The sequence below is a fragment of the Aureitalea marina genome (assembly GCF_002943755.1).
Taxonomy (GTDB): domain Bacteria; phylum Bacteroidota; class Bacteroidia; order Flavobacteriales; family Flavobacteriaceae; genus Aureitalea; species Aureitalea marina.
In genome coordinates this window covers 1713868-1739718 of sequence record NZ_MQUB01000001.1, presented here as the reverse complement: position 1 = coordinate 1739718, position 25851 = coordinate 1713868, and the positions used below count along the sequence as shown (strand labels likewise).

Annotated in this window: 21 protein-coding genes and 5 tRNA genes; 25 read left to right on the top strand and 1 reads right to left on the bottom strand. The window is 45.4% G+C overall.

The window, feature by feature from the left end; all coding sequences use genetic code 11:
- The first annotated feature begins 38 nt into the window (after positions 1-38).
- The 25 genes from BST85_RS07950 to BST85_RS07830 all read left to right on the top strand — a co-directional run bounded on the left by BST85_RS07950 (position 39) and on the right by BST85_RS07830 (position 23528).
- The gene (locus BST85_RS07950; RefSeq protein ID WP_104812761.1) at positions 39-1016 is read left to right on the top strand and encodes a PLP-dependent cysteine synthase family protein; all 978 of its coding nucleotides are present in this window, start codon (positions 39-41) and stop codon (positions 1014-1016) included.
- 48 nt (positions 1017-1064) lie between these two features.
- Entirely contained in the window at positions 1065-1295 is a 231-nt protein-coding gene (locus BST85_RS07945; protein ID WP_104812760.1) for a PspC family transcriptional regulator, read from the top strand.
- 26 nt (positions 1296-1321) lie between these two features.
- Entirely contained in the window at positions 1322-2299 is a 978-nt protein-coding gene (locus BST85_RS07940; protein WP_245917657.1) for a potassium channel family protein, read from the top strand.
- 95 nt (positions 2300-2394) lie between these two features.
- Entirely contained in the window at positions 2395-4041 is a 1647-nt protein-coding gene (locus tag BST85_RS07935) for an alanine/glycine:cation symporter family protein (RefSeq protein ID WP_104813947.1), read from the top strand.
- Positions 4042-4088: 47 nt separating this feature from the next.
- The gene (locus tag BST85_RS07930; protein WP_104812758.1) at positions 4089-4946 is read left to right on the top strand and encodes a helix-hairpin-helix domain-containing protein; all 858 of its coding nucleotides are present in this window, start codon (positions 4089-4091) and stop codon (positions 4944-4946) included.
- 67 nt (positions 4947-5013) lie between these two features.
- Positions 5014-6171 (top strand): acyl-CoA dehydrogenase family protein, encoded by a 1158-nt coding sequence (locus BST85_RS07925; protein ID WP_104812757.1) that lies wholly within the window; start codon positions 5014-5016, stop codon positions 6169-6171.
- 381 nt (positions 6172-6552) lie between these two features.
- On the top strand, positions 6553-7983 hold the full coding sequence (locus tag BST85_RS07920) for a carboxypeptidase-like regulatory domain-containing protein (RefSeq protein WP_104812756.1): 1431 nt from the start codon (positions 6553-6555) through the stop codon (positions 7981-7983).
- A 102-nt stretch (positions 7984-8085) separates the two neighbouring features.
- On the top strand, positions 8086-8274 hold the full coding sequence (gene rpsU, locus BST85_RS07915) for a 30S ribosomal protein S21 (RefSeq protein WP_104812755.1): 189 nt from the start codon (positions 8086-8088) through the stop codon (positions 8272-8274).
- Positions 8275-8352: 78 nt separating this feature from the next.
- The gene (locus BST85_RS07910) at positions 8353-9246 is read left to right on the top strand and encodes a tyrosine-type recombinase/integrase (RefSeq protein WP_104812754.1); all 894 of its coding nucleotides are present in this window, start codon (positions 8353-8355) and stop codon (positions 9244-9246) included.
- Between the two features lie 88 nt (positions 9247-9334).
- Positions 9335-9637, top strand: coding sequence for a ribosome hibernation-promoting factor, HPF/YfiA family (gene hpf / locus BST85_RS07905; RefSeq protein WP_104812753.1), 303 nt, complete (start codon positions 9335-9337; stop codon positions 9635-9637).
- Positions 9638-9748: 111 nt separating this feature from the next.
- A tRNA-Thr gene (locus tag BST85_RS07900) sits at positions 9749-9822 on the top strand.
- A 28-nt stretch (positions 9823-9850) separates the two neighbouring features.
- Positions 9851-9933 (top strand) — tRNA-Tyr (locus BST85_RS07895).
- Between the two features lie 290 nt (positions 9934-10223).
- A tRNA-Gly gene (locus BST85_RS07890) sits at positions 10224-10296 on the top strand.
- 86 nt (positions 10297-10382) lie between these two features.
- Positions 10383-10454 (top strand) — tRNA-Thr (locus tag BST85_RS07885).
- 47 nt (positions 10455-10501) lie between these two features.
- On the top strand, positions 10502-11689 hold the full coding sequence (gene tuf, locus BST85_RS07880; RefSeq protein WP_104812752.1) for an elongation factor Tu: 1188 nt from the start codon (positions 10502-10504) through the stop codon (positions 11687-11689).
- Between the two features lie 63 nt (positions 11690-11752).
- A tRNA-Trp gene (locus BST85_RS07875) sits at positions 11753-11825 on the top strand.
- Between the two features lie 56 nt (positions 11826-11881).
- A complete protein-coding gene (gene secE, locus BST85_RS07870; RefSeq protein ID WP_104812751.1) occupies positions 11882-12070 on the top strand; it encodes a preprotein translocase subunit SecE in 189 nt (62 codons plus the stop codon).
- A gap of 12 nt (positions 12071-12082) precedes the next feature.
- On the top strand, positions 12083-12637 hold the full coding sequence (gene nusG / locus BST85_RS07865) for a transcription termination/antitermination protein NusG (RefSeq protein ID WP_104812750.1): 555 nt from the start codon (positions 12083-12085) through the stop codon (positions 12635-12637).
- 70 nt (positions 12638-12707) lie between these two features.
- On the top strand, positions 12708-13145 hold the full coding sequence (gene rplK, locus BST85_RS07860; RefSeq protein ID WP_104812749.1) for a 50S ribosomal protein L11: 438 nt from the start codon (positions 12708-12710) through the stop codon (positions 13143-13145).
- A 21-nt stretch (positions 13146-13166) separates the two neighbouring features.
- The gene (gene rplA / locus BST85_RS07855) at positions 13167-13862 is read left to right on the top strand and encodes a 50S ribosomal protein L1 (RefSeq protein ID WP_104812748.1); all 696 of its coding nucleotides are present in this window, start codon (positions 13167-13169) and stop codon (positions 13860-13862) included.
- 19 nt (positions 13863-13881) lie between these two features.
- The gene (gene rplJ / locus BST85_RS07850; RefSeq protein ID WP_104812747.1) at positions 13882-14403 is read left to right on the top strand and encodes a 50S ribosomal protein L10; all 522 of its coding nucleotides are present in this window, start codon (positions 13882-13884) and stop codon (positions 14401-14403) included.
- A gap of 50 nt (positions 14404-14453) precedes the next feature.
- Entirely contained in the window at positions 14454-14834 is a 381-nt protein-coding gene (gene rplL, locus BST85_RS07845; protein WP_104812746.1) for a 50S ribosomal protein L7/L12, read from the top strand.
- 137 nt (positions 14835-14971) lie between these two features.
- Entirely contained in the window at positions 14972-18784 is a 3813-nt protein-coding gene (gene rpoB / locus BST85_RS07840) for a DNA-directed RNA polymerase subunit beta (RefSeq protein WP_104812745.1), read from the top strand.
- A gap of 77 nt (positions 18785-18861) precedes the next feature.
- Complete coding sequence (gene rpoC / locus BST85_RS07835; RefSeq protein ID WP_104813946.1) at positions 18862-23160, top strand: DNA-directed RNA polymerase subunit beta'; 4299 nt, start codon at positions 18862-18864, stop codon at positions 23158-23160.
- A 53-nt stretch (positions 23161-23213) separates the two neighbouring features.
- Entirely contained in the window at positions 23214-23528 is a 315-nt protein-coding gene (locus tag BST85_RS07830; RefSeq protein WP_104812744.1) for a DUF3467 domain-containing protein, read from the top strand.
- A 272-nt stretch (positions 23529-23800) separates the two neighbouring features.
- Here BST85_RS07830 and BST85_RS07825 read toward each other — a convergent pair whose 3' ends face one another.
- The gene (locus tag BST85_RS07825) at positions 23801-25405 is read right to left on the bottom strand and encodes a peptide chain release factor 3 (protein WP_104812743.1); all 1605 of its coding nucleotides are present in this window, start codon (positions 25403-25405) and stop codon (positions 23801-23803) included.
- Positions 25406-25851: the final 446 nt, after the last annotated feature.

The following is a 25851-nucleotide window of genomic DNA, read 5'->3' as shown; positions in this document are numbered from 1 at the left end:
AAAGGGGTTTTGTAATTTTGCATCGCCAAATCGAATAGATGGAATACGCGAAGAACATTCTGGAAACTATAGGGAACACTCCCCTTATCAAGCTCAACACCTTAACGGCAGATCTGCCTTGTCTGGTCTTGGCGAAATACGAGACCTTTAATCCGGGTAACTCGGTGAAGGACAGAATGGCCCTGAAGATGGTAGAAGATGCCGAGGCTGATGGCCGGCTGAAACCTGGAGGGACCATAGTGGAAGGGACCAGTGGGAATACCGGTATGGGTTTGGCACTGGCGGCAATTGTCAAAGGATATCGCATGATCTGTGTCACCACAGATAAACAGAGTAAGGAAAAGGTAGATATTCTTAAAGCCGTTGGAAGTGAAGTCGTAGTTTGTCCAACTGAGGTTGCGCCAGAAGATCCCCGGTCGTATTATTCCACTGCCAAGCGAATGGCGGAAGAAACACCAAATAGTTGGTATGTCAACCAATATGATAATCCCAGCAATGCCCAGGCTCACTATGAAAGCACGGGTCCGGAGATCTGGCAACAGACGGATGGGAAAGTAACTCATTTTGTGGTTGGGGTCGGCACCGGAGGAACTATTTCTGGTGTCGGGAAATACCTGAAAGAGCAAAACCCAAATGTCAAAGTTTGGGGAGTGGACACCTATGGCAGCGTCTTCAAAAAATACCACGAAACGGGCATCTTTGACGAAAAAGAGATCTATCCCTATGTCACTGAAGGCATAGGTGAGGACATTCTGCCGGCCAATGTCAATTTTGACATTATCGATGGCTTTACGAAGGTTACAGATAAGGATGCAGCTGTTTACACCCAGTTATTGGCCAAAAAGGAAGGCATGTTCTGTGGAAATTCTGCAGGTGCAGCCATCAAAGGGGTATTACAACTGCAAGAACACTTTGGCCCGGATGATGTCGTTGTTGTTCTATTCCACGATCATGGAAGTCGATACGTTGGCAAGATGTACAACGATGACTGGATGCGTGAAAAAGGTTATCTCTAACTGATCGATCTCAGTCACTGTTTGCGTAATTTATGCTAATTTTCAGGGGTGATTCAGCTGGTCTATTCCATACGTCATTATTTTGAGAAGCGCGGGTTCTATGTTTGTTCCCGTCTAGCAGATCGACTAGGGATGCGCGCTAAAAGTGTGCGTCTCTTTTTTATCTATGTCTCCTTTGCAACACTCGGAGTGGGCTTCGCCATCTACCTGACCCTGGCGTTCTGGCTTCGACTAAAGGACCTGGTCTACACCAAACGAACTTCCGTCTTCGATCTATGATCCGTCTACCATTTTCACGTATAACCATGGCCCTTTTACTGGTACTTTCAGTACTAGTCATTGGTTCTGTAGGCTATTGGATGTTTGGTTTTAGTCTAGTAGATTCGATTTACATGACTATTATTACGGTTTCCACCGTTGGCTTTAAGGAAGTAGAACCCTTGGGTCAGAATGAGAAAATTTTCACCTCCATACTCATCCTTTCCAGTATCTTTATTGTGGGTTATGCGATCAAGGTGATCACAGAGAATATCATCAGCAGAAACAATATTGTTAACCTTAGAAGAAAACGCGTGCAGTCCAAGATCCAACTCCTAAAGGACCATATCATTGTTTGCGGCTTTGGCCGAAATGGAAGACAGGCCGTTCTAAAGCTAAAGAACTACAACAAGGATTTTGTAGTCATCGAGTCCAACGAAGAAGTGATCGACGATCACAGGGGGGATGGAATTCTGTTTCTAGATGGAGATGCAACCCAGGATGAGGTGCTGAATCTGGCCGGAATAGAACGGGCTTCTACCCTGATCAGTGCATTGCCCAGTGATGCGGATAATTTATTCATTGTACTGTCCGCGCGCCAATTGAATCCTCATTTGAAGATCATCAGCCGTGCAACTGAAGAGACCAGCTATCAAAAGTTGAAGCTGGCAGGAGCCGATAATGTCATTTTACCGGATAAGATCGGGGGAGATCACATGGCCTCATTAGTGGTGGTTCCAGATCTGGTTGAATTCCTGGATAACCTTTCTGTTTCGGGTGAAGACGATAGCATAAATGTAGAGCAGATACCCTTTGAGAAGGTTTGCCCCTCTGGAGAGGAATTGACCATTCGGGATTTGGATCTTCGACGGAAAACGGGTTGCTCCATCATTGGTTACAAAACTCCTGGAGGGGAGTATATCGTCAATCCGGACCCATCTTTAAAACTGGAGCAGGGATCAAAACTGATCGTGATCGGACGCCCCAATCAGATCGAAAGCCTGAAGCAGCAATACGAGGTTTAGACTGCACCATTAATTCGGGGAGAAAATTTGAATTCGCTTTTTTTTTTAGCATCTTGCTGAGCTCAAAATCAAAAGTTCGAACCAATAACTCCATTATGAGGAAAGCTTTCCTATCCCTGTTAACTTTATTTCTTCCATTTTTGACCATCGCGCAGGAAGCAGCCGAAAAAGGGCTGGACGAGCGGATCAACGATTGGTTCATGCCCATCGCCACCTGGTGGGAAGGATTCGTCCTGACGACAGTTCCATTAGGTGAATATGATGTGCCTTTTGTGGTAATCTTGTTAGTAACTGGAGCCACGTTCTTTACCATATATTTTAAGTTCCCAAGCATCTTGAAGTTTCCTTTGGCTATCAATACAGTGCGTGGGAAATACGACGAAATTGACCATCATGAAGCCGTTACCTCTTCGGCAGACACTACAGGTCTGACCGTGGATGGCGATGTAATAGGTACCATTAGGGATGAGAGTCAGGAAGGTGAGGTTTCTCACTTTCAAGCACTGGCAACAGCTGTTTCCGGTACAGTTGGACTAGGAAACATCGCAGGGGTAGCCGTCGCCATCGCTCTGGGAGGGCCCGGAGCAACCTTTTGGATGATCGTTTGTGGATTGATCGGTATGGCGACCAAGTTTGTAGAGTGTACGCTTGGTGTAAAATACCGGGATGTTGGTGCAGATGGAACGGTATATGGAGGTCCAATGTATTATTTGTCAAAAGGACTTAAAGAAAGAGGTTTCTCCGGTTTGGGTAAAATTTTAGGAGCTTTATTCGCTATTCTTTGCGTGGGTGCCTCCTTTGGTGGAGGTAATGCGTTCCAATCCAACCAAGCTACCGTTCAGTTGTCTTCCTTAATGGGACTCGAAGGAGGAGCTACCGGAGTAATTATTGGTATTATCCTGGCTGTCCTGGTCGGAATTGTGATCATCGGTGGTATCAAGCGGATCGCCAGTATAACGGAAAAGATCGTGCCGTTTATGGCCGGTATTTATGTTTTAGCTGCGTTGGTGATCATCTTTGCGAACTTCAGTTATGTGGATGATGCCTTTGGATTGATCTTCAATGGGGCCTTTACGCCAATGGCCGGTCTTGGAGGATTGGTCGGAGTACTGATCGTCGGTTTTCAACGGGCGGCATTCTCCAACGAGGCGGGTGCAGGTTCTGCTGCAATCGCCCACTCGGCTGTAAAGACGAAGTATCCAGCATCCGAAGGTGTGGTTGCGTTATTGGAACCGTTTATCGACACCGTCGTGATCTGTACCATGACTGCACTTGTGATCATCTTCTTCAATATCGATGCCGACAATCTGCAAAGTGTGTTTACTTATGGGTCTGTAGATGGAAGTAGTGTGATCCTGAATGGATCTGGAGAGGCATTAGGTGGAGTGGATTTGACCTCCCGCGCTTTTGATTCGGTCATCCCTGGATTCTCCTACGTATTGACCATCGCGATCGTGTTGTTCGCCTTCTCGACCATGATCTCTTGGTCGTATTATGGCCTGCAGTCCTGGAAATATTTATTCGGAAAAGGAAAGCGTGCTGATTTGATCTACAAATGTCTCTTCCTAGTCTTTGTTGTCATTGGAGCTGCTGCTACCCTGGATGCCGTGATCAAGTTCTCGGATGCTATGATCCTTGCCTTAGTATTCCCCAACATGATTGGACTCTTCTTCCTGTTCCCGAAGGTGCGAGAAGAAATGGCCAAGTATCTGGATGCGATAAAGGGTATAAAAGGCAAATAATATGCTTATCTTTATAGGAGGTAAAACTCCCCATATGTCATGAACATATGGAACGATATTCATCCCGTCGTAAGTTGACTGCCGGTCAGCGCGACGGGATTCTTTTTTTAATGGCCCTCATTCTCGTTGTCTTGTTCTATCGGAATTTCCCGAAGAAGGAGGTAGAACTGAATGCTCCTGTGTTGGATGATGAGATGCGCTGTCAGATCGAGTTGCTGGATAATCTCAGGCGAGAACGTCAGATGAAGAGTAGGGTAGTAATCTACCCCTTCAATCCCACTTTCCTAAATGATTATCGGGGGTATATTCTGGGCCTTCCACCTGTTGCCGTAGATCGTATATCAGCTTTTCGTGAAAGCGGGAACTGGATCAATTCCCTGGAACAGTTTCAGATGGTTACACAATTGTCCGATTCAGTTATGGAACGTATTGCACCATATCTTGAACTTCCCGAGTTTCTTCAAAACTCCGGTAAACCCCGACAAGTGGTTAAGGAAACATCCCTCATTGGAGATCTTAACACGGCTACTCAAGAAGACTTTATACAAATACGTGGCATAGGATCAGTTAAAAGCAAACAGATCAAGACCTTCAGGGAGCGAATCGGTGGGTTCGCACATATGCATGAGTTATATGCCATTTACGGTCTTGATGCGGAATTGATCAAGCGGATCAAATCCCGGTTTACACTCGATCAGCCACGATCTGTGGATTTGATCCGCGTGAACCAAGCATCTGCCTCAGATTTGGCAACAATACCCGGAATTGGATATGAAGTAGCTCGATCGATCTGGTTGGAACGGAGGAAGATCGGGGGTTTTAAAAACTGGTCTGAACTTCGTTCAATTCCTGAAATCGGCCTAAGAGAATTCGCATTAATTGAAGTATATTTGAGCTTGGAATAACCAACCAATTGAAACGATTTTCGGACGCATTTTCGATCTTTTCCCGTTAGTCTTAATTCAATATTCAATGCATTTTACAGAAGAACACGATTTTTTCAGACAGAGTTTTAGGGACTTCCTTCAGAAAGAAGCCGTTCCTCACATAGAAAAGTGGGAAGAAAGCGGGACCATCGACAAGGAAATCTGGAAAAAGATGGGGGAGATGGGTTATTTTGGAATCTCTTATCCCGAGAAGTATGGAGGATTGGACCTGGATATCTTCTATTTGGTTATTTACTTGGAAGAACTGCAACGGGTCAATAGCGGAGGGTTTGCTGCGGCCATGTGGGTTCATCCCTATTTGGCAATGACGCATGTCTTGGCGGAGGGAAGCGATGCCATTAAGGAACGCTACCTGCCCGCAAGTATTTCAGGTGAATTGATGGGTTGTCTGTGTATAAGCGAACCTTTTGGGGGAAGTGATGTCTCTGGTATGCGTACGACGGCGGTTTTAGAGGGAGACCATTATATCATTAATGGATCCAAAACCTTTATCACCAATGGAGTCTACAGTGATTATTTGGTGGTCGCGGCTAAAACGGATCCAGCTGCCAGAAGTAAAGGGATAAGTATGTTCATTATGGACAGAGATACCCCGGGTATATCGGCTACCAAATTGGATAAACTTGGATGGCGTGCCAGTGACACCGGAGAGATCGCCTTCGACAATGTTCGCATTCACAAGGATCAATTATTGGGTGAAAAAGGGCAAGGGTTTGGATATTTGATGCAACACTTAGCTCTGGAGCGACTGATCATGGCTGTAAATGCCCACGCCCGCAGTGAATGGGCATTGGAGTACACCATTCAGTATATGAAAGATCGGCAGGCTTTTGGTACGACCATCGATAAATTCCAGGCATTACGGCACAAGATCGCAGATCTGGCGGCAGAAGTCGAAATGTGCAAGACCTTTAATTACGAAACAGCCCGGAAATTGGGCAAGAAGGAATATGTAGTAAAGGAGGCCAGTATGGCCAAATTGGTTTCTACCAGGGTATCAGACCAGGTAGCTTATGACTGCCTGCAGATGCTGGGTGGTTATGGTTATATGGAAGAATACCCTTTGGCTCGAAACTTGAGGGATAGCAGGTTGGGACCAATTGGTGGGGGTACATCTGAGATCCTCAGGGAGATCATCGCAAAGATGGTGATCGATGGCAAGGAGTATAAGCCGGCAACTTGAAAGTGAAGAGTGAAGAGACCCGATAGCTATCGGGCGGTCTGAAGAGAGGACATTGCCTTTAACCTCTCTTAATTCATGAATCCCGATACTGTGATTTATGAATCGTATGCATCGTGAATCGAAAGATTTGTGACTGATTAGTAGACTATGTAAATTGTCTCGGGTGGGGATTAATACCCCAAAGAGTATAGTTATGCGTTAAGAGTTAAGCGTTAAGCGAGTTGGATCAACCAGAGGCAGTGTAGCTTATGGTTGACTTGAAAAGTTTTAAATTGTGCTAACGGCTAACGGCTAACGGCTAACGGCTAACGGCTAACGGCTAACGGCTAACGGCTAACGGCTAACGGCTAACGGCTAACGGTCACTAACAATAGTTCCCAAATGATGAACAACCTAAAATCCAGTTTTGTCTTTCTTTTTTTACTTGGATTATCGGCTGTAAGCTTTAGTCAATCCGAGTATGTAATGGAAGGTAAAGTCGTTGACTTTGCCACTTTTGAGGCTCTGGAGAGTGCCAGCGTCTACGTAAAGAATTCAACCATTGGAACCATTAGTAATTCCGATGGGAAGTTCTCTTTGGTGGTCCCTGGTAAGTGGGCTAATGATACCTTAGTGATTTCCTCCATCGGGTATAAAAGCATGAAGTTTAAGGTCAGTGAATTTGATGGCAGCGAGGATGTATTCTTAGAAGAGGACATTGCTTCATTGGATGAGGTCTTGCTGATCGCAGAGACCAGGCCAAAGACGGGGAATGATATCGTTTTACGAGCTATTGAAGAATTAGAGGATAATCTGCCAGAAGGACCTTATCTTCAAAAGGGCTTTCTGAGGCATAAAGAACGAAACAAAAGGCAGTACAAATGGTTGATTGAAAGCGCTTTGACCGTGTATGATTCCAGTTTTGCTTCTGGTGCAGCGGATAATCTGATGGTCAATATAGATGAGATCCGGAAAAGTTATGATCTGAGAGAAGTTGATAGCTTGTTCGCCTACACCTCCTATCTAAAAAGCAAGGGATATGAGATAGACCGACGCTATCAGAAATTGAACCGGGACACCATAGAGACCCAATCCCTGATCAATGCCATTCGTTGGAATGACAAGCGTATTAATGGACTAGATAAGTTGTTCCAGGGTCAGCTTAATCTTGTTCGCAATGCCAATACCAAGAATGCGTTATTCGGCCCGGACGTTTTAGAGAACCATCAGTTTACTTTGGATACCGTGTTGGTTGATGATGGGCAAAAAGTGTATAAGATCCGGATCGATAAGAGTACAGAGTATGTCGGGCTGGACACTCGAAATGCCTATAACGAAGGTTTCGAGGCAAATGGCTGGTTGTATATCAATTGGGATAATTATGCCATCAAGAAGATAGAGTACGAATTGGTCGCTGCCTCAGAGATACAGATCCGGCGCAGTAGAAGCCTCTTCGACACCCTGGTCAATCACAAATTACTAATGACCTACAGGGAGTTTGAAGGTAAGATGTATCCCAACTACATCTATTATGAAACGCCCAAATTGGTCAATATTGGGAATCGGTCTTCGGATAGAAACAAAGAGGAAGAGACCAAGGAAAGTAAAGAAGAGCAATTCTACTATACTGTCCAGGAGATCCTATTTACAGAAGTGGTGCAAGATTCTTTACTCGTTCAGCAGGCAAGAGCACAGCAATGGTCCGACGATATCTTCCAGAACCGTCCCTACAATGAGGCTTTTTGGAAGAGCTATAACTTGCTTTTAGAAAGCGAGGAAGAGGAGAAGTTGATCGAAGATCTGACCCGACGTGCTACGCTTTTTAAGCAGTGATCTTTTTGGAATTACTTTATTTTTTAAAGAACTGTTCAATATTTCTAATTTTTGTCCGTAAATTTGCCGTCCCAAAAGAGAGGAGGTGTATAGACTACGTTAATCATACCAGTTAAAGACGGAGAAAATATCGAGAGAGCTCTAAAACGTTTCAAGCGTAAGTTTGACCGTACGGGAACAATGCGTCAGTTACGTGCTCGTAAGCAATACACAAAGCCGTCTGTCAAAAGACGTGCAGAAGTCCAGAAAGCGCAGTACATCCAATCTCTACGCGACGCGGAAAATCTGTAATAAATAGGGGCTGGCCCCCGTCAATACAATAATAAATCCGTTGTTTGGGTTATCTTTAATCCGACAACGGTTTTTTTTATGTCCCAAAAGGCCTTTATCGAATTCCTCGATCTGGAGAAGAATTATTCACCCCATACGGTGCTGGCATACCGCCGTGACCTTGAGCTTTTTTCAGATTTCATCCAAGATACTGACCCGACCTTAGGGCTGGAGAAAGTCAATTACTCCCTCATTAGAAATTGGATCGTCCACCTGGTAGATTCCGGCATTAGTAACCGCAGTATCAATCGGAAGATATCTTCACTGAAAGCCTACTATCGTTTTTTACTTAAAACGGGAAGCATAGATCAGAATCCACTGGCCAGGCATAAAGCATTGAAAACGGCAGTGAAGTTGCAGGTGCCTTTTTCCAAAGAAGAAATGCAGGAGGTCATGGGGTTGTTAAATGCCGAAGCGGGATTCAAGGGAACTAGGAACAGATTGATGGTAGAGTTGTTCTATGCTACCGGTATGAGGAGAGCAGAGCTGGTCAATCTACAGTTGAGAGATATCTCCAGGGACACTAAAAGCATAAAGGTCCTTGGAAAACGCAGCAAGGAGCGAATCATTCCCTTATTACCCGCAGTCTTTGATTCCTTGAATCAGTATTTGAAAGAGAGAAGTGGGCTTGAGAGTATACAGGATGAGAGTTATTTATTTCTGTCTGAAAAAGGGCGAAAAATTTATGAATCACTTGTTTACCGGGTCATAAATTCTTATTTTAGTACGACTTCGGAAAAGGTGAAGCGCAGCCCACATATTCTCAGGCATACATTTGCAACTCACCTGCTGAACGAAGGAGCTGATCTCAATGCGGTGAAGGAACTTTTAGGGCACGCCAGCCTAGCTTCTACCCAGGTTTATACCCACAACAGTATAGCCCAGCTTAAGTCCATTCATAAGAAGGCTCATCCAAGGAACTCTGAAGACTAAAATATTTGACTATGAGATAATCTTACATGAGGCCCATGTTGGCCACCAACTGCACCTCCCCCTTTCATTAACCCAAAATCCACGATCTATGAGAGTAAATGTTCAAACACCGAATTTTGTCGCCGATGCCAAGTTGATTGAGTTTGTTGAAAAGCGCTTATCCAAACTCGAACTTTTTTACGATCGTATAATCTCCGCCAGGGTTTATCTCAAAGTGATTAAACCTAGGGAAAAGGAAAATAAATCGGTCGAGATACTACTCAGTATGCCGGGAGAAGATATCATGATTAAAAAAGAAGCCAGGACCTTCGAGGAAGGAACGGATCTTGCAGCCAGTTCACTGGAGCGCCAACTTAAGAAACGCAAGCAAAAGCAACGCACATACTCCTAGGATTCTGAAGGGCAAATTTTTCGAAAAAAGTTTTTTTCGAATGATAATTTATATACATTTGCAGTCCGTTTGAAAAAGCGGACTTTTTTATGTCTGAAAAGTCATAAAAATGCCGATGTAGCTCAGCTGGCTAGAGCAGCTGATTTGTAATCAGCAGGTCGTGGGTTCGAGTCCCTCCATCGGCTCAGAATTATAAAGTTCTTTAACATATTTGGGGAGATACTCAAGCGGCCAACGAGGACAGACTGTAAATCTGTTGGTTTTTACCTTCGCAGGTTCGAATCCTGCTCTCCCCACACAAAATCAAAAGTAGTTTCTGTCAGGAGCTCGCTCATGTAAGGAAACGATTTTGATTTTGCGTTCGGGGCACCCGAACGGATCACCGAGCGCTAGCGAGGTAATCCTGAGAGTGCTTGAACGCTGTTCACTTTACAGTGAACAGGGTGAGAAATCACCTCGTGCAAAACCCCTGTCTAATTTTGAGACGTCATTATTATTCATTATCTTTGCACGCATTTTTCAGGCATTGGCGTGAAAATTATTTGAAATATTGAAGGTATTTCTGACAAGTTCAGGAACAGCATAAGCGGGAGTAGCTCAGTTGGTAGAGCGTCAGCCTTCCAAGCTGAATGTCGCCGGTTCGAACCCGGTCTCCCGCTCTAAAAAACTTCAAGGATTGTTCCGGTTGCAGCCTTGGAGTTTTTGGTGCTAAACGAATCGTTTGGCCCGCAATTGCGACCTGAAAGCCGGTGTAGCTCAGGGGTAGAGCGTTTCCTTGGTAAGGAAGAGGTCACGGGTTCAAATCCCGTCATTGGCTCAATCGATTAAACACTGATATATAACTAAGATTAAATTAATACTAAAATGGCAAAAGAAACATTCGATCGGTCGAAGCCTCACTTAAACGTGGGTACTATCGGACACGTAGATCACGGTAAAACTACTTTGACCGCTGCTATCACAAAAGTTTTGGCAGATGCAGGTTACTCTGAAGCCCGTTCGTTCGACCAGATCGACAACGCGCCAGAAGAGAAAGAGCGTGGTATCACTATCAACTCTTCACACGTTGAGTATCAGACTCAAAATCGTCACTATGCTCACGTTGACTGTCCAGGTCACGCCGACTATGTAAAGAACATGGTAACTGGTGCTGCTCAGATGGACGGTGCAATCCTGGTTGTTGCTGCTACAGATGGACCAATGCCACAAACTCGCGAGCACATCCTTCTTGGACGTCAGGTTGGTATTCCTCGTATCGTTGTATTCATGAACAAAGTGGATATGGTTGATGACGAAGAATTGATCGAGCTGGTAGAGATGGAAGTTCGTGATCTATTGAACTTCTACGAGTACGACGGAGATAACGGTCCTGTTATCGCTGGATCTGCACTTGGTGCCCTGAATGGGGAGCAGAAGTGGGTTGATACCGTACTTGAGTTGATGGAAGCTGTTGACACTTGGATCGAAGAGCCTCTTCGTGAAGTTGACAAAGACTTCTTGATGCCAATCGAAGATGTATTCTCTATTACTGGACGTGGTACAGTTGCTACTGGTCGTATCGAGACTGGAGTTGCTAACACCGGAGATCCTGTAGACATCATCGGAATGGGAGCTGAGAAACTGACTTCTACTATTACTGGAGTTGAGATGTTCCGTAAGATCCTAGACCGTGGTGAAGCTGGAGATAACGTAGGTATCCTACTGCGTGGTATTGAGAAGACTGATATCCGTCGTGGAATGGTTATCTGTAAGCAAGGTTCTGTTACTCCTCACGCCAAGTTCAAAGCTGAGGTGTATATCCTGAAGAAAGAAGAAGGTGGTCGTCACACTCCTTTCCACAACAACTATCGTCCTCAGTTCTACGTACGTACAACTGACGTAACAGGAAACATCAACCTGCCTGACGGAGTTGAGATGGTAATGCCTGGTGACAACCTGACCATTACTGTTGACCTGATCCAACCTATCGCTATGAACGTAGGTCTTCGCTTCGCTATCCGTGAAGGTGGACGTACTGTAGGAGCTGGTCAGGTAACTGAAATTTTAGACTAATAACAGTTTATATATAACAGTCCAAAGGTGCCTTGCCAAAGCAAGGCGCCTTGACTTTTGTTTACGGGTTTAGCTCAGTTGGTAGAGCACTGGTCTCCAAAACCAGGTGTCGGGAGTTCGAGTCTCTCAACCCGTGCAAAGGAGATCGGCCGGGAGAGATACCGGAATGACTCCCGAATAAAAATTAAGAAGATGGTAGAATATATCAAGGAATCATACAACGAACTGAGAAATCACGTAAGCTGGCCAAGTTGGGCAGAAGCTCAGAAACTGACCGTAGTTGTTGCGGCCTTTTCCGTTATTTTGGCTTTGGCTGTATGGGGAGTTGATACCGTTTTCAGTCGAGTGATCAGTCTTTACTTTGATTGGATCAAATCCTAAGTAAACACCAAGATGACCGAAACAAAGAGTACAAAAAAGTGGTATGTGGTTCGCTCGGTAAGCGGCCAGGAGAACAAGATCAAGTCCTACATCGAGAATGAGGTCAAGCGTCTGAACCTGGAAGATTACATCGAGCAGGTGCTGGTTCCTACAGAGAAAGTGATACAGATCCGTAACGGAAAGAAGATCAACAAAGAGCGTGTCTACTTTCCTGGATATATCATGATCCAGGCCAGTTTGGCTGGTGAGATCCCTCATATCATCAAGTCCATCAACGGAGTGATCGGATTCCTGGGAGAAACCAAGGGAGGTGATCCGGTGCCGCTGAGACAATCAGAAGTGAACCGTATGTTAGGTAAGGTTGACGAATTGGCTGTTCAGGACGATAATATTAATATCCCTTATGTGATCGGCGAGACCGTCAAAGTTATCGATGGGCCATTTAATGGCTTTAACGGAACGGTAGAGAAGATCAACGAGGAGAAGCGTAAGCTGGAAGTGATGGTGAAGATCTTCGGTAGGAAGACTCCATTGGAGCTCAGCTATATGCAGGTAGAAAAAATTTAGTTGTTACGCTATATAATAGGTTAGTTCTAAGCTTCCAAAATAGAATCGACCGAATGTTAATTATTAAACAATGGCAAAAGAAGTAGACAAAGTCGTGAAGTTACAGGTCCGAGGTGGTGCGGCTAACCCCTCTCCTCCAGTTGGACCCGCTTTAGGTGCTGCCGGTGTTAACATCATGGAGTTCTGTAAGCAGTTCAATGCTCGAACTCAGGATAAGCAAGGTAAAGTGCTTCCAGTTGCGATCACGGTCTATAAGGACAAGTCTTTCGACTTCGTCATTAAGACCCCTCCAGCTGCAGTGCAGATCCTTGAAGCTGCCAAACTCAAAAAAGGTTCTGGTGAGCCTCATGCGAGAAAGGTAGGAACAATTACCTGGGATCAAGTAAAAGCGATTGCTGAGGACAAGATGCCTGACCTGAATGCCTTTACTGTAGAGTCTGCCATGAAAATGGTTGCAGGTACGGCGCGTTCTATGGGAGTTAAAGTAAAAGGTAGTGCACCTTTTTAATCGAGAAAAGTAACTATTAAAATGGCAAGATTAACTAAAAAGCAAAAGGAGACCAAAGGAAAGGTTGAGGCTGGTAAGGCTTATTCCGTTTCTGAGGCTTCTGCTTTAGTCAAGGAAATTACCAACGTAAATTTCGATGCCTCTGTTGACCTGGCCGTACGTCTTAACGTTGACCCACGTAAAGCCAATCAAATGGTACGTGGAGTTGTGACCCTTCCTCACGGAACTGGTAAAGACGTAAAGGTTTTGGCTCTGGTAACTCCAGATAAGGAGGCCGAAGCTCAGGCTGCAGGTGCAGATTATGTTGGACTAGACGAATACCTCAATAAGATCAAAGGAGGATGGACCGATGTCGACGTGATCGTGACCATGCCGAGTGTAATGGGTAAACTAGGACCCCTGGGACGTATCCTGGGACCTCGTGGCTTGATGCCAAACCCAAAGACCGGTACGGTGACCATGGACGTCGCTAAGGCTGTTTCTGACGTAAAAGCAGGTAAGATCGATTTCAAGGTTGACAAGACCGGTATCGTTCACGCCGCTATCGGAAAAGCATCATTCGATGCTGAGAAGATCGCCGGAAATGCGAAAGAGTTGTTATCTACATTGGTAAAGATGAAGCCTCAGGCTGCAAAAGGTGTTTACATCAAGAGTATTTTCATGTCAAGCACTATGAGCCCAGGGATTCAAATCGATGCTAAAGACCTGAATAACTAAGCAGTAACATTGACCGATTATGACTAGAGAAGAAAAATCAAAAGTAATTGAGCAGTTGACTGCAACCCTGGCCGATAACCAGAACATCTATCTGGCGGACATTTCAGGTTTGGATGCAGGTACAACTTCCAACTTGCGTCGTGCTTGTTTTAAAGCCGGTGTAAGTCTAAGCGTAGTAAAGAATACCCTATTGGCCAAGGCCATGGAGAGTTCCGATAAGGACTTTGGTGACTTGAGCACCGTACTTAAAGGAAACACCTCCCTGATGATCGCAGAGGCTGGTAATGCACCAGCCAAAGTAATCAAGGAGTTCCGTAAAAAATCCGAAAAGCCCCTATTGAAAGGTGCTTTTATCGAAGAAGCCATCTTCATTGGTGATGATCAACTAGAGACCCTGGTTGAGATCAAGTCGCGTGAAGAGCTGATCGGTGAGATCATCGGATTGCTACAGTCTCCGGCCAAGAATGTTATCTCTGCCCTGAAATCAGGAGGAGGAACACTGTCTGGTATTCTAAAGACACTTTCCGAAAAGGAAGGATAGCATTAAGCACTAATTAACAAGAGATAAAAATTTTATTAAAACGATAGAAAATGGCAGATTTAAAAGATTTCGCAGAACAATTGGTTAACCTGACCGTAAAGGAGGTTAACGAACTAGCTGATATCCTGAAAGAGGAGTACGGTATCGAGCCTGCTGCTGCTGCAGTTGCTGTAGCTGCTGGTGGTGGTGCTGCTGGTGGTGGTGACGCTGCTGAGGAGCAAACTGAGTTCGACGTAATCCTGAAGGCCGCTGGTGCCTCTAAACTGGCTGTTGTAAAGCTGGTTAAAGAACTTACTGGTCAAGGTCTGAAAGATGCTAAAGCCCTTGTTGACAACGCTCCATCTCCAATCAAGGAAGGTGTTGCCAAAGACGAGGCTGAGGCACTGAAAGCTCAGCTGGAAGAAGCTGGAGCCGAGGTTGAGCTTAAATAAGCTCCTGGCTACCAAACCTTAAGGTTTAGGTCTTTCTCCCAAGCGGGAAAAGACCTAAACCATTTTGCGTATATAAAGGTTTCTATTTTTTCGAGTATACGCACTCACCGAGTAATAAATTAAATTTCCGTCCATCGATGTCCGCAACGCAAACAGAAAGACTGAATTTTTCCTCAGTACAAAACAGGCCGGATTACCCCGACTTTTTAGACATCCAGATCAAATCCTTCCAGGATTTTTTTCAACTGGAGACCAAATCAGAGGAGAGAGGCAATGAAGGGCTTTACAAGACCTTCATGGAAAACTTCCCAATCACAGACACCCGCAATCAGTTCGTACTTGAATTTCTGGACTACTTTGTAGATCCGCCAAGATATTCCATCCAGGAATGTATAGAACGAGGGTTAACCTATAGCGTGCCGCTTAAGGCAAGATTAAAACTTTACTGTACCGATGAGGAGCATGAAGACTTCGAAACCATCGTGCAGGACGTTTACCTGGGAACCATCCCTTACATGACTCCAAGTGGTACATTTTGTATCAATGGAGCAGAGCGTGTAGTTGTTTCCCAGTTACACCGTTCACCGGGGGTTTTCTTTGGCCAGTCATTCCACGCCAACGGAACCAAGCTTTATTCAGCCAGGGTAATTCCATTCAAAGGATCCTGGATAGAATTTGCGACCGATATCAACAGCGTAATGTACGCCTATATCGATCGTAAGAAGAAATTACCTGTTACCACACTCTTCCGTGCTATCGGATTTGAGCGGGATAAGGATATCCTGGAGATCTTCGACCTGGCAGAGGAGGTGAAAGCCACTAAGACCGGACTGAAGAAGTTCATGGGACGCAAGCTTGCTGCACGTGTCTTGAAGACCTGGCATGAGGACTTCGTAGATGAGGATACGGGAGAAGTTGTATCCATCGAACGGAACGAGATAGTTCTGGATCGGGATACTGTTCTGGAAAAAGAGCACATCGAGGAGATTCTCGATTCTGGTTCGGCCACCATCCTGCTTCACAAGGAGGATAACCTGCAGGCTGACTATGCCATTATTCACAACACCCTGCAGAAGGATCCAACCAACTCGGAAAAAGAAGCGGTTGAGCATATCTACCGTCAGTTGCGTAATGCCGAGCCGCCCGATGAAGAGACTGCTCGTGGTATCATCAACAAACTGTTCTTCTCAGACCAGCGATACAATCTGGGTGAGGTAGGACGATACCGAATGAACAAAAAATTAGGTCTTGATATCGAAATGGACAAGCAGATCCTGACCAAAGAAGATATCATTACCATCATTAAATACTTGATCGAGCTGATCAACTCCAAGGCAGAGATCGATGATATCGATCACCTCTCCAACCGACGTGTTCGTACCGTTGGTGAGCAGTTAAGTTCTCAGTTCGGTGTTGGTTTGGCCCGTATGGCCCGAACCATTCGTGAGCGTATGAACGTTCGTGACAACGAGGTATTTACCCCGATCGATCTGATCAACGCCAAGACATTGTCTTCGGTGATCAACTCCTTCTTCGGTACCAACCAGTTGTCTCAATTCATGGATCAGACCAACCCCTTGGCCGAGATCACGCACAAGCGTCGTCTTTCTGCCCTTGGACCTGGAGGTCTGTCCCGTGAGCGTGCCGGTTTCGAGGTACGTGATGTTCACTATACTCACTACGGAAGACTTTGTCCAATTGAGACCCCTGAAGGGCCGAACATTGGACTGATCTCTTCATTATCTGTATACGCCAAGGTGAATAACCTCGGATTCATCGAGACGCCTTACCGCAAGGTGGAGGAAGGTAAGATCGATCTGAAGAATGAGCCGATCTATCTGTCTGCAGAGGAAGAAGAAGAAAAACTGATCGCCCAGGCGAACATCCCGTTAAAGAAAGATGGAACCATCGATTCTGACCGGGTAATTGCCCGTATGGAAGGTGACTTCCCTGTGGTCGATCCAAAAGAAGTTCACTATACAGACGTTGCTCCCAACCAGATCTCGTCCATCTCTGCATCCTTGATCCCATTCCTGGAGCACGATGATGCGAACCGGGCCCTGATGGGATCCAACATGATGCGTCAGGCGGTACCACTGTTGATCGCCGATTCGCCTATCGTTGGAACCGGATTGGAGCGTCAGGTCGCCTCGGATTCCCGAGTACTGATCAACGCAGAAGGAAATGGGGAAGTTGAGTATGTGGATGCTAATAAGATCATCATTCGCTACGATCGTTCAGACCAGGAGCGTATGGTGAGCTTTGATGGAGATTCCAAGACTTATGATCTGATCAAATTCCGCAAGACCAATCAGAGTACCTCTATCAACCTAAAACCGATCGTCCGCAAGGGTGACCGAGTGAACAGGGGTCAGGTGCTTTGTCAGGGTTATGCTACCGAAAGTGGTGAGCTGGCTCTGGGTAGAAACATGAAGGTAGCCTTTATGCCTTGGAAGGGGTATAACTTCGAGGATGCTATCGTGATCTCTGAAAAAGTGGTTCGTGAGGATATCTTTACCTCCATCCACATTGACGAGTACGCACTCGAAGTGCGAGACACTAAATTGGGTAATGAAGAATTGACCAACGACATCCCTAACGTTTCTGAAGAAGCGACCAAGGATCTGGACGAGCACGGTATGATCCGTATTGGTGCAGAGGTCAAGCCTGGAGATATCCTGATCGGGAAGATTACTCCAAAAGGAGAAAGCGACCCAACGCCGGAAGAGAAACTTCTTCGTGCCATCTTTGGTGATAAGGCTGGTGATGTAAAGGATGCATCTTTGAAAGCCTCTCCATCTTTGAATGGTGTGGTGATCGATAAGAAGCTGTTTGCCCGTGCTATCAAGGACAAGCGCAAACGAGCCAAGGATAAAGAGGATATCGCCGAACTGGAACTGAAATACGAGACCAAGTTCCAGGAATTGAAGGATGTTTTGGTCGAGAAATTGTTCAGTATCGTTGGTGGTAAGACTGCTCAGGGAGTAAGCAATGATCTAGGTGAAGTTGTCTTCCCGAAAGGAAAGAAATACACCCTGAAGATGCTTAACGCGGTGGATGATTACACCCACCTGACCGGAGGAACCTGGACAACAGATAAAGCGACCAATGCCTTGGTTGCAGACCTGATGCACAACTATAAGATCAAGGAGAATGATCTGCAGGGTAACCTCAGACGTGAGAAGTTCACCATCTCTGTTGGAGATGAGCTTCCTGCTGGTATCCTGAAGTTGGCCAAGGTGTATATCGCCAAGAAACGAAAACTGAAGGTTGGAGATAAAATGGCCGGACGTCACGGTAACAAGGGTATTGTTGCCCGTATCGTTCGGGAAGAGGATATGCCATTCCTGGAAGACGGAACTCCTGTCGATATCGTGTTGAACCCACTAGGGGTACCATCGCGTATGAATATCGGTCAGATCTATGAGACCGTACTTGGATGGGCAGGTCAAAAACTGGGTCGCAAGTTTGCCACTCCAATTTTTGATGGAGCTTCTCTGGATCAGATCAACGAGCTGACAGAAGAAGCCGGTATTCCTCAATTCGGACATACCTATCTATATGATGGTGGAACGGGAGATCGATTTGATCAACCGGCTACCGTAGGAGTTATCTATATGTTGAAACTGGGTCACATGGTAGACGATAAGATGCACGCACGTTCTATCGGACCATACTCCCTGATCACTCAGCAACCTCTAGGAGGTAAGGCACAATTTGGTGGTCAGCGATTTGGTGAGATGGAGGTTTGGGCTCTCGAGGCCTATGGTGCATCCAGCACACTACGTGAGATCCTGACGGTAAAATCAGATGATGTTGTTGGACGAGCTAAAACTTACGAGTCTATCGTAAAAGGTGAGCCAATGCCAGAACCTGGATTGCCAGAATCTTTCAATGTATTGATGCACGAACTGAAAGGCCTTGGTCTTGATGTTCGCTTCGAAGAGTAGCGACTGTTTCACAGTTTGTTTTCGCCTGAGGCAGCGAGGGAATGCCTCAAATAGTTAACAAGATAGTTTATATTATTATGGCTAGAAATAAGGAAAACACAGCAGTTAAGTTCAACAAGATCTCAATCGGGTTGGCCTCTCCGGAGTCCATCCTGGCCGAGTCACAAGGGGAAGTGCTTAAGCCGGAGACCATTAACTACCGTACTCACAAGCCAGAACGAGATGGTTTGTTCTGTGAGCGGATCTTTGGTCCCGTGAAAGATTATGAATGTGCCTGTGGAAAATATAAGCGAATCCGATATAAAGGAATCGTCTGTGACCGTTGTGGTGTCGAGGTTACCGAGAAGAAGGTACGTCGCGATCGCGTAGGCCACATCAACCTGGTTGTCCCTGTAGCGCATATCTGGTACTTCCGTTCTTTACCAAATAAGATCGGTTACCTGCTTGGATTGCCATCCAAGAAACTGGATATGATCATTTATTACGAACGTTATGTGGTCATTCAGCCGGGTATCGCTACTAACGAGGAAGGAGAGCCTGTTCAGAAGATGGACTTCCTGACTGAGGAAGAGTACTTGAATATCATCGATGCCCTTCCGGCAGAGAATCAGTACCTGGAAGACAGCGATCCAAACAAATTCATCGCCAAGATGGGTGCCGATTGTTTGATCGATCTGTTGCAACGTATCAACCTGGATGAGTTGTCCTACGAGTTGCGCCACAAGGCCAATAACGAAACTTCCAAACAAAGGAAGACTGAGGCCCTGAAGCGTCTGCAAGTGGTAGAGGCTTTCCGAGATGCTCAGCACAACCGAGAGAACAACCCAGAATGGATGATCATGAAAGTGGTGCCGGTTATTCCACCAGAATTGCGTCCATTGGTACCACTGGATGGTGGTCGATTCGCTACTTCCGACCTTAACGACTTGTATCGTCGAGTGATCATCCGTAACAATCGTCTGAAGCGATTGATGGAGATCAAGGCTCCGGAAGTGATCTTGAGAAACGAAAAACGTATGCTGCAGGAGTCCGTAGACTCCCTGTTCGATAATACCCGTAAGTCTTCTGCCGTGAAGACCGACAGCAACCGTCCGTTGAAATCCCTTTCCGATTCATTGAAAGGTAAGCAAGGACGTTTCCGTCAGAACCTACTCGGTAAGCGTGTAGATTATTCAGCGCGTTCTGTGATCGTTGTAGGTCCAGAGCTGAAGCTGTATGAATGCGGTATTCCAAAAGATATGGCGGCTGAGCTTTACAAGCCATTTGTGATCAGAAAACTGATCGAGCGTGGTATTGTTAAGACAGTTAAGTCTGCCAAGAAGATCATCGACAAGAAGGAACCTGTAGTTTGGGATATCCTGGAGAATGTCCTGAAAGGACATCCGGTATTATTGAACCGGGCCCCAACCCTGCACAGATTAGGGATTCAGGCTTTCCAACCTAAACTGATCGAAGGTAAGGCCATCCAGCTTCACCCATTGGTTTGTACGGCTTTTAACGCCGACTTCGATGGTGACCAGATGGCAGTACACCTTCCGCTTGGACCAGAAGCGATCTTAGAAGCACAATTGTTGATGCTGGCTTCTCACAATATCCTGAACCCTGCTAACGGATCTCCGGTAGCGGTTCCATCTCAGGATATGGTACTAGGTCTGTACTATATGACCAAGTCTCGTAAGTCGACTAAGAATCACGTAGTTCAAGGTGAAGGCTTGACCTTCTATTCTCCCGAAGAGGTATTTATTGCCTACAACGAGAGAAAGGTAGATCTGAATGCCAATATCCGTGTTCGCACCATGGACTTCAATGAAGAAGGCGAGTTGGTCAACCAATTGATCGAAACAACTGTTGGTCGTGTGATCTTTAATGACAAGGTGCCTGAGGCGGCCGGTTACATCAATGAAGTACTGACTAAGAAGTCACTTCGTGATATTATCGGTAACATCCTGAAGGTTACTTCTGTACCGGAGACCGCCGAGTTCCTGGATGAGATCAAGGACCTGGGGTACAAATTCGCCTTTGAAGGAGGACTATCCTTTAGCTTGGGTGATATCATTATCCCGGCCGAGAAACAGACCATGATCGATGACGCCAACCAACAGGTTGACGGGATCATCGGGAATTACAACATGGGTCTGATTACCAATAACGAGCGTTACAACCAGGTGATCGATATCTGGACCGCTACTAATGCTGAGCTCACGGAGCTTTCCATGAAGCGTATCCGGGAAGATCAACAAGGGTTTAACTCCGTATATATGATGCTGGATTCCGGTGCAAGGGGATCCAAGGAGCAAATTCGTCAGTTGACCGGTATGCGTGGACTGATGGCCAAGCCTAAGAAATCCAGTGCCGGAGGTGGGGAGATCATTGAGAACCCGATTCTGTCTAACTTTAAAGAAGGACTTTCGATTCTGGAATACTTTATCTCTACTCACGGTGCTCGTAAAGGACTTGCCGATACCGCCCTTAAAACGGCTGATGCAGGTTACCTGACCCGTCGTCTGGTAGATGTTTCACAAGATGTGATCATCAATGAGGAGGACTGTGGCACGTTAAGAGGTATTGAGGTTTCTGCATTGAAGAAAAATGACGAAGTCGTTGAACGTATGGCCGAGCGAATCAAGGGCCGTACTTCTCTGCACGATGTATACGATCCGTTGACCGAGGAACTATTGGTTTCTGCTGGTCAGCAGATCACAGACGAGATAGCCGAGATCATCGACGCCTCTCCAGTAGAATCTATCGAAGTGCGTTCTGCCCTGACCTGTGAGGCCAGGAAAGGAATCTGTGCCCAGTGTTACGGACGTAACCTGGCTACTAACAAGATGGTTCAAAGAGGAGAAGCTGTTGGCGTTGTTGCTGCCCAGTCCATTGGTGAGCCCGGAACACAGCTAACTCTGCGTACCTTCCACGTGGGTGGTATTGCGGGTAACATCTCTGAAGAGAACAAGCTTGTTGTCAAATTTGATGGTAAAGCAGAGATCGAGGATCTGAAAACAGTTAAGGGAGAAGATGCAGAAGGTAAGAAGGTAGATATCGTAATCTCCCGAACTTCTGAGATCAAGTTGGTCGATGAGAAGACTGGTATTACCCTGAGCACAAACAATATTCCTTATGGTTCTACCATTTTTGTGAAAGATGGTCAGAAGCTGAAGACTGGGGATGTAGTTTGTCAATGGGATCCTTATAATGGTGTTATTATCTCCGAGTTTGCCGGTAAGATCCAATATGAAAATATCGAACAAGGTATAACATACCAAGTAGAGATAGACGAACAGACCGGATTCCAGGAAAAAGTTATTTCCGAATCACGTGATAAAAAGAAGATTCCTACCCTGCAGATCCTTGGAACTAAAGGAGAGGTAATCCGTTCATATAACTTGCCCGTTGGAGCCCACCTAATGGTGGATGACAATGAGAAGATCAAGGTAGGTAAGATCCTGGTTAAGATTCCACGTAAATCCGCCAAGGCTGGTGATATTACTGGTGGTCTTCCACGAGTGACCGAGCTATTCGAGGCTCGTAACCCATCTAACCCTGCGGTTGTATCAGAAATTGACGGTGTAGTGTCATTTGGTAAGATCAAGCGTGGTAACCGTGAGATCATCGTCGAGTCTAAGATCGGTGAGATCAAAAAGTACCTGGTCAAACTGTCCAACCAGATCGTTGTTCAGGAAAATGACTACGTACGGGCCGGAATGCCACTGTCGGATGGAGCAATCACTCCAGTCGACATCCTTCGAATTGAAGGTCCATCTGCCGTTCAGCAATACTTGGTGAACGAGGTGCAGGAGGTTTACCGACTGCAAGGGGTGAAGATCAATGACAAACACTTTGAAGTAGTTGTTCGTCAGATGATGCGCAAGGTGCAGATCGTTGATCCGGGAGACACGGTCTTCCTGGAGAATCAGTTAGTTCACAAATACGACTTCATGGAGGAGAACGATAAGATCTTCGGTATGAAAGTAGTAGAGAATGCTGGTGATAGCGAGAATCTGAAAGAAGGTCAGATCGTATCTCCTCGTGATTTGAGAGATGAGAATTCTATCATGCGTCGAGAAGACAAGGCTCTGGTGGAAGCTCGTGATGCGGTACCTGCTACGGCTACGCCAATACTTCAGGGTATCACACGTGCTTCGCTTCAGACTAAGTCCTTTATCTCTGCGGCTTCCTTCCAGGAAACCACGAAGGTACTGAACGAGGCTGCTGTTAGCGGTAAAGTAGATACCTTGGAAGGTCTGAAGGAGAACGTGATCGTAGGTCACCGAATCCCAGCCGGAACAGGTATGCGTAGTTACGATACCATCATTGTAGGCTCCAAAGAAGAGTTGGAAGAACTCACCATGGAGAAGCAAGAAGTAAACTTTAATTAATCATAAACTTGCGCTCCCATCGGGGGCGCAAGTTCTTTATAAGCTGATCGAATATGGCAGAAGAGAACAACAAGAAGCAAGCCCAGATCAATATCGAATTGGACGAATCCATGGCTCAGGGAACTTACAGTAACCTGGCTATTATCAATCATTCGCAATCTGAGTTTGTGGTTGATTTTGTTGCCATTATGCCGGGAGTTCCCAAAAGTAAGGTGAAGTCCCGTATAATTTTGACGCCTCAGCACGCCAAGCGATTTTTAAAGGCGTTGCATGACAATGTAGGTCGTTTTGAACAGACGCACGGTGAGATTAAGGATTATCAGCAACCACCTATCCCGATCAATTTCGGGCCTACTGGTGAAGCATAACATAAACCGGCAGATGCCGGTTTTTTTTGTGGTTGATCATGAGTCAATTTAACAAATTGTACTGCGGTCAAAAATCTACTGACTTGATGAGAAGATATTCTTGAATCAACGATATAGCATTCAAGAAATGGAAGGATCATGTGGAATTTCCTTTTGGATTGAGGAAAAATGGGGGTAGATTGTTCCCGGACGGGTCATGGGGCCCCCAGTGTAAAATTGGTTAATCGTGAATCGTTAAGAGTGATTGGAAAAATTGAATCTTTGACTAACGACTAACCGTTCTCCACCGAATCAAACTCACTTACAAAATGCAATTTCACCGAAGGGTATTTCTGTTGAGTCATTTGGAGTGTAAAGGCAGAATCTGCGAGGTAGACCAGTTGTCCCTGTTTATCCTTGGCTAAGAATTTAGACTTCACCCGTTTGAATTCCTTGAATTCCTCACTGTTTGCATCTTCTGGGTCTACCCAACACGCTTTGTGTACATTGAGCTGTTCGTAACTACATTTTGCGCCATATTCATGTTCCAGACGATACTGAATCACTTCAAACTGCAACGCGCCCACGGTACCGATCACCTTTCTTCCGTTCAATTCCAATCGGAACAACTGAGCTACACCTTCATCCATCAATTGGTCGATCCCTTTTTCCAGTTGTTTGCTTTTCATCGGATCGGCATTATTGATGTATTTAAAATGCTCAGGAGAAAAGCTGGGAATGCCTTTGAATTCCATTTGTTCCCCTTCTGTGAGGGTGTCACCGATCTTGAAGTTACCGGTATCGTGAAGGCCGACTATGTCACCAGGGTATGAAACGTCCACGATCTGTTTCTTTTCGGCAAAGAAGGCATTCGGGCTGGAAAATTTGAGTTTTTTCTGATTGCGCACATGAAGATAAGGCGTATTCCTTTCGAAAGTGCCCGAAACGATCTTGACAAAAGCCAATCTATCCCTGTGTTTGGGGTCCATATTGGCGTGGATCTTAAAGACAAATCCACTGAAGTCCTCTTCTTCTGGTTTGACCAGACGGGTACTACTTTCCTTCGGACGCGGCTTTGGAGCGATCTCTACAAAACAATCCAGCAATTCGCGAACCCCAAAATTATTCAGGGCAGAGCCAAAGAAAACAGGCTGTAGTGCCCCCTCTAAATAAGCTTCCCGGTCAAAATTAGGGTAAACCTCGTATACCAATTCTAGCTCTTCACGGAGTTGATCGGCAGCATCAGAACCTACCAATTGATCCAATTCCTCGGATTCTAAATTCTCTATGTGAATTGAATCCTCGATCTCCTGCCGTTTACTGCCCTCAAAAAGATTGACATTCTTCTCCCAGATGTTATAGATCCCCTTAAAATCATATCCCATTCCAATCGGAAAGCTCAAAGGCGTAACTCTAAGATGTAATTTCTGCTCGATCTCGTCTAAAAGATCGAAGGCATCCTTTCCTTCCCGGTCCAGTTTATTTACAAATACAATGATGGGGATGTTTCGCATTCTACAGACCTCTACCAATTTTTCGGTCTGCTCCTCCACACCCTTAGCCACATCTATAACCACAATTACGCTGTCTACTGCAGTTAATGTTCGGAAGGTATCTTCGGCAAAATCCTTGTGACCAGGAGTATCTAAGATATTGATCTTAATTCCTTGATATTCAAAGGCTAGAACAGATGTGGCTACAGAGATTCCTCTTTGTCGCTCTATCTCCATGAAATCGCTCGTAGCACCTTTTTTAATCTTGTTGCTTTTAACAGCTCCAGCTTCCTGGATGGCACCACCAAACAACAGAAGCTTTTCTGTTAATGTAGTCTTTCCCGCATCCGGGTGAGAGATGATCCCGAAGGTCTTTCGTCTGTCAATTTCTGTCAATAAGGACATGGAATGTCTGGTTTTTCGGCGCAAATATACGGTAGTTTTGACGCACATACCAGTGGATGCAATAGAGGTTTGCGGAACAGGATTACCTACAAGGAGATGTTCATTTAACCCTTGTAAAATAGGCATGTAAGTATAAATACGTATAACTAATTCCTACAAAAATTCAGTCATTTTTGTTTTTAATTGAGTAGTTCATCGAGAAAATTCATCAGTTCAACTAATAGTTTGTTTAACTTTTTATTTGAACGCATTTTCCTACTTATATTTGAGATAAGAATCGAGAAAATTGCAGTTGGGGCATTCTTCTCTTATTTGAACAACCAATCATGAAATTCGCTTTGACAGCAGTACATCTTTCACTGCAGGACAAACGCTGCACTTCAATTTTGACCACAAGGTTTTAAGTTATCGTGCGGGTTGTGGTTCGCAGACCACGGCTAGGATTT

Bases quoted from the DNA above. Each gene is read 5' to 3' on its own strand.
- BST85_RS07950 (WP_104812761.1), top strand. From the start codon at position 39: ATGGAATACGCGAAGAACATTCTGGAAACTATAGGGAACACTCCCCTT.
- BST85_RS07940 (WP_245917657.1), top strand. From the start codon at position 1,322: ATGGCCCTTTTACTGGTACTTTCAGTACTAGTCATTGGTTCTGTAGGC.
- BST85_RS07935 (WP_104813947.1), top strand. From the start codon at position 2,395: ATGAGGAAAGCTTTCCTATCCCTGTTAACTTTATTTCTTCCATTTTTG.
- BST85_RS07930 (WP_104812758.1), top strand. From the start codon at position 4,089: ATGGAACGATATTCATCCCGTCGTAAGTTGACTGCCGGTCAGCGCGAC.
- BST85_RS07925 (WP_104812757.1), top strand. From the start codon at position 5,014: ATGCATTTTACAGAAGAACACGATTTTTTCAGACAGAGTTTTAGGGAC.
- BST85_RS07920 (WP_104812756.1), top strand. From the start codon at position 6,553: ATGATGAACAACCTAAAATCCAGTTTTGTCTTTCTTTTTTTACTTGGA.
- BST85_RS07910 (WP_104812754.1), top strand. From the start codon at position 8,353: ATGTCCCAAAAGGCCTTTATCGAATTCCTCGATCTGGAGAAGAATTAT.
- hpf (WP_104812753.1), top strand. From the start codon at position 9,335: ATGAGAGTAAATGTTCAAACACCGAATTTTGTCGCCGATGCCAAGTTG.
- tuf (WP_104812752.1), top strand. From the start codon at position 10,502: ATGGCAAAAGAAACATTCGATCGGTCGAAGCCTCACTTAAACGTGGGT.
- secE (WP_104812751.1), top strand. From the start codon at position 11,882: ATGGTAGAATATATCAAGGAATCATACAACGAACTGAGAAATCACGTA.
- nusG (WP_104812750.1), top strand. From the start codon at position 12,083: ATGACCGAAACAAAGAGTACAAAAAAGTGGTATGTGGTTCGCTCGGTA.
- rplK (WP_104812749.1), top strand. From the start codon at position 12,708: ATGGCAAAAGAAGTAGACAAAGTCGTGAAGTTACAGGTCCGAGGTGGT.
- rplA (WP_104812748.1), top strand. From the start codon at position 13,167: ATGGCAAGATTAACTAAAAAGCAAAAGGAGACCAAAGGAAAGGTTGAG.
- rplJ (WP_104812747.1), top strand. From the start codon at position 13,882: ATGACTAGAGAAGAAAAATCAAAAGTAATTGAGCAGTTGACTGCAACC.
- rplL (WP_104812746.1), top strand. From the start codon at position 14,454: ATGGCAGATTTAAAAGATTTCGCAGAACAATTGGTTAACCTGACCGTA.
- rpoB (WP_104812745.1), top strand. From the start codon at position 14,972: ATGTCCGCAACGCAAACAGAAAGACTGAATTTTTCCTCAGTACAAAAC.
- rpoC (WP_104813946.1), top strand. From the start codon at position 18,862: ATGGCTAGAAATAAGGAAAACACAGCAGTTAAGTTCAACAAGATCTCA.
- BST85_RS07830 (WP_104812744.1), top strand. From the start codon at position 23,214: ATGGCAGAAGAGAACAACAAGAAGCAAGCCCAGATCAATATCGAATTG.
- BST85_RS07825 (WP_104812743.1), bottom strand. From the start codon at position 25,405: ATGTCCTTATTGACAGAAATTGACAGACGAAAGACCTTCGGGATCATC.